Source organism: Paenisporosarcina sp. P4_E4_2 (genome assembly GCF_056401595.1).
In genome coordinates, this window is the sequence record NZ_JBFUJC010000339.1 from 1 (window position 1) to 3364 (window position 3364).

Sequence of the window (3364 nt, forward strand, 5' to 3'; positions counted from 1 at the left end):
GTTTACAATATCAATACCAAGTTCTGGGTCAATAACATTTTCTAGTGCACCCATCATGCTGTCGCGCATATCTTGATCCATGTTCATACCCCTCTCTAACTAACGTATATATTCATCATAACAAATGCAGCTTACTGAGACAAATAGTGTGCGATGAAGCTGGTTGATTCCAGCATCCCTTTTCTTGAAACGGCATGACCCGCCGATTTATCCGTCATAAATTGGAAACGTTCAGGATCGTGCACATATGATTTTTTCAACGCATTGAAAAAGTTAAAGGTAGGTTCATAAGGAACCACATTATCTTGAACCCCATGCCAGAAAAATACTGGCCGGCCATTCAATGCACTCGGGTTTAAAGTAAGATCGAATTTTCTTAACGTATCAAACATATGCATACGCTCCACGTCAGTAATCGGTAATTTAAAGCCACGTGCTTCATACTGAGCCATTTGTGCCTTCGCCAAATGGACATATCCTGGAGAACCCATCATTACGGCAGCCGTGTCTATCCACGGATAAACATTCAGGCACCCTAATGTTTCAATGCCACCCATTGATGTCCCAGCTAGTCCTATTTTCGTATGGTCCATTATTAAGTTTTGTTCAATTAATTGTTCTCTTAACATAGCTACTTCTTCAATAGATGTTAAAATTATTTCCCAGAAGCGCAGTGACAATTGAATTTCATCAAGCTTTTCTTGTCTCTCTCCATGCAAATGGGCATCAGGCAGTATCACTCGAAAGCCTTTCTCGGCCAATTGGTAGGCATAATGTAAGTTGTGTTCTTTAGCACTTGTGAAGCCATGAAGAAAAATCACGACTGGTACCTGTTGTTCCCGTAGGGATTCTTTGTATACATGTAATAGTGGAATATGTCCCCACCGCTCATTTTCAACGTTCACTTTTCCACTTCCTTCGTATCTAATACTTGTTATCGTAGCAAAACAAATCAAAAACTTCAAAAATGAAGTTGGATTTTTTTGACTAATGGATGTCCATGACGATACACTTTACTCTAATAGGAAAGGAGTCATTTAACATGCAACCTCATTTAATCGTTTTGGATCTTGATGGAACATTATTAACAGATGAAAAAGTCATTTCTGAAAAGACTTTACATACGTTATTTAAAGCAAAAGAAAAAGGTCATGAAATAATGATCGCGACTGGACGACCTTATCGTGCCAGTGAAGTTTACTACCACCAGTTAAAAATGCAAACACCCATTGTCAATTTTAATGGTGCCTTTGTCCATCATCCCACTGACCATACATGGAATTCGATTCATGAACCCATTAATTTGAAAGTTGTAAACGAAGTGATTGATGCCATTCATGATTATAAATTTCATAACATTATTGCCGAAGTTATGGATGATGTTTACTTGCACTATCATGATGAGAAACTGCTCGACATTTTCAGCTTCGGAAAACCACAAGTAACAACAGGTGATATTCGAAATTATTTAAAGACCGACCCTACCAGTTTGCTTATTCATGCAGAAGAGCATGAAGTTCCTGCCATCCGTCAACACTTACATGATGTACATGCAGAAGTGATTGATCACAGAAGATGGGGCGCGCCATGGCATGTAATTGAAATTGTACGCAGCGGCCTAAATAAAGCTGTAGGTATTTCGCATGTATCGAAACACTTGAATATTCCAAAGGAACGCATTATTGCATTTGGTGACGAAGACAATGATTTAGAGATGATTGAATATGCTGGAACCGGCGTTGCTATGGGCAATGCCATTGCGAAACTCAAAAACATTGCAAATGAAGTAACAACTTCAAATAATGACGATGGGATTGCGGATTTCTTACAAGAACGTTTAAAATTATAGAAATAGTTGATTCAGGGGGATACAAATGAGAATATTTGCAGACAGTGCTTGCGATTTACCGAAATCTTTTTATGAAACAAATCCGGTCACGTTGATTCCATTACGTGTACATATTGATGATGCCGAATACTTGGATGTCATGACAATCGATTCGACACAAGTTTATGCGGAAATTCGTCAAGGGAAACAACCAAAAACTTCACAAGCTTCACCAGAACAATTTTTGACGTTTTTTGAAGAACTTGCGAAGTCCGGAGAAGAAGGCTTGTATATTGCCTTTTCTTCAGAACTTTCAGGAACACATAATACCGCAGTTATGATTCGGGAACAGGTAAAGGAAGACTATCCGGATCTTAAATTAACAATCGTTGATTCGCGATGTGCTTCACTTGGTTATGGCTTGCTTATAAAAGAAGCCGTCCGATTGATGAAATCTGGAGAACCTATGGAACGTATTGTCGAAATAATCCGTTTTAAAGCACTACATATGGAACATTTGTTTACAGTTGAAGATTTAGATTATATGGCTCGAGGCGGACGCGTGTCCAAGACCAGTGCTATTATTGGAGGATTATTAAACATCAAACCTCTTCTTCACGTGGAAAACGGCAAGCTTGTACCGATTGAAAAATTAAGAGGACGCAAAAAAGTAATGAAACGGATCATTGAACTCATGGAAGAACGCGGTGAGCGTTTACATGAACAAACTATTGCAATCAGTCATGCTGACGATGAAGCATTTGCAATGGAAATGAAGGCAATGGTTGAAGAAACATTCCATCCAAAACATGTAGAAATTCATATTATCGGATCTGCGATAGGTGCACATACYGGTCCTGGTGCATTAGCTTTGTTCTTTTCAAATCAGATACAGCCATAAGAAACGGAGCGAGTGAACATGAAGAAAATCGTCATCGTTGGAGCTGTTGCAGGAGGAGCGACTGTCGCTTCCCAAATTCGTTTTTATGACAAAAACGCAGAGATTGTTGTGTTCGATCAGGATGATACGATGTCGTATGGTGCGTGCGGAATGCCGTATGTCATCGGAGGGAAAATTTCAGAGCCCAATCGTTTGATTGCGGCAACTCCTGAAGAGTTTAAAAACGAGCGGAAAATCAATGTTTTTCTGAAACATCGTGTGACAAAAATTGATCGCCAGTTTAAGACGGTAGAAGTCTTGAATCTCGAGTCACAGCAATCCTTTAAAGAAACTTACGATTTTCTTATCCTCTCTCCAGGTGGTACACCGATTGTGCCTGAAACAACCGGTCTGGAAAGCGCGATCATGTTCACGTTGCGTAACTTCAGTGATATGAAAAAAATCAATGGATATATATCCACTGAGAAACCTAAAAGCTGTGTAATTGTGGGTGCTGGATTTATCGGTGTGGAAATGGCAGAAAACCTTGTTGACATTGGTTTGAACGTATCAATTGTCGAAAAATCCCCTCAAGTGATGAACATCATGGACGTGGACTGCTCTGCCCTTGTGGAAAAAGAGCTAAGTGACCATGG

Annotated in this window: 4 protein-coding genes and 1 pseudogene; 3 read left to right on the forward strand and 2 right to left on the reverse strand. The window is 39.6% G+C overall.

Annotation, left to right across the window (positions count from 1 at the left end):
• Together AC1DSB_RS16690 and AC1DSB_RS16695 are read right to left on the reverse strand one after the other, a co-directional pair.
• A pseudogene (locus tag AC1DSB_RS16690) lies at nucleotides 1-81 on the reverse strand (DNA methyltransferase); the annotation flags it as partial.
• Nucleotides 82-131: 50 nt separating this feature from the next.
• Nucleotides 132-905 (reverse strand): prolyl oligopeptidase family serine peptidase, encoded by a 774-nt coding sequence (locus AC1DSB_RS16695; RefSeq protein WP_477531542.1) that lies wholly within the window; start codon nucleotides 903-905, stop codon nucleotides 132-134.
• 137 nt (nucleotides 906-1042) lie between these two features.
• Between AC1DSB_RS16695 and AC1DSB_RS16700 the strand changes: the two genes are divergently transcribed.
• The 3 genes from AC1DSB_RS16700 to AC1DSB_RS16710 form a co-directional block, all read left to right on the forward strand.
• The gene (locus tag AC1DSB_RS16700; protein ID WP_477531541.1) at nucleotides 1043-1849 is read left to right on the forward strand and encodes a Cof-type HAD-IIB family hydrolase; all 807 of its coding nucleotides are present in this window, start codon (nucleotides 1043-1045) and stop codon (nucleotides 1847-1849) included.
• 25 nt (nucleotides 1850-1874) lie between these two features.
• On the forward strand, nucleotides 1875-2729 hold the full coding sequence (locus AC1DSB_RS16705; protein ID WP_477531540.1) for a DegV family protein: 855 nt from the start codon (nucleotides 1875-1877) through the stop codon (nucleotides 2727-2729).
• 18 nt (nucleotides 2730-2747) lie between these two features.
• Nucleotides 2748-3364, forward strand: a 617-nt coding sequence (locus tag AC1DSB_RS16710; protein WP_477587156.1) for an FAD-dependent oxidoreductase, incomplete at its 3' end; no start/stop codon positions are given.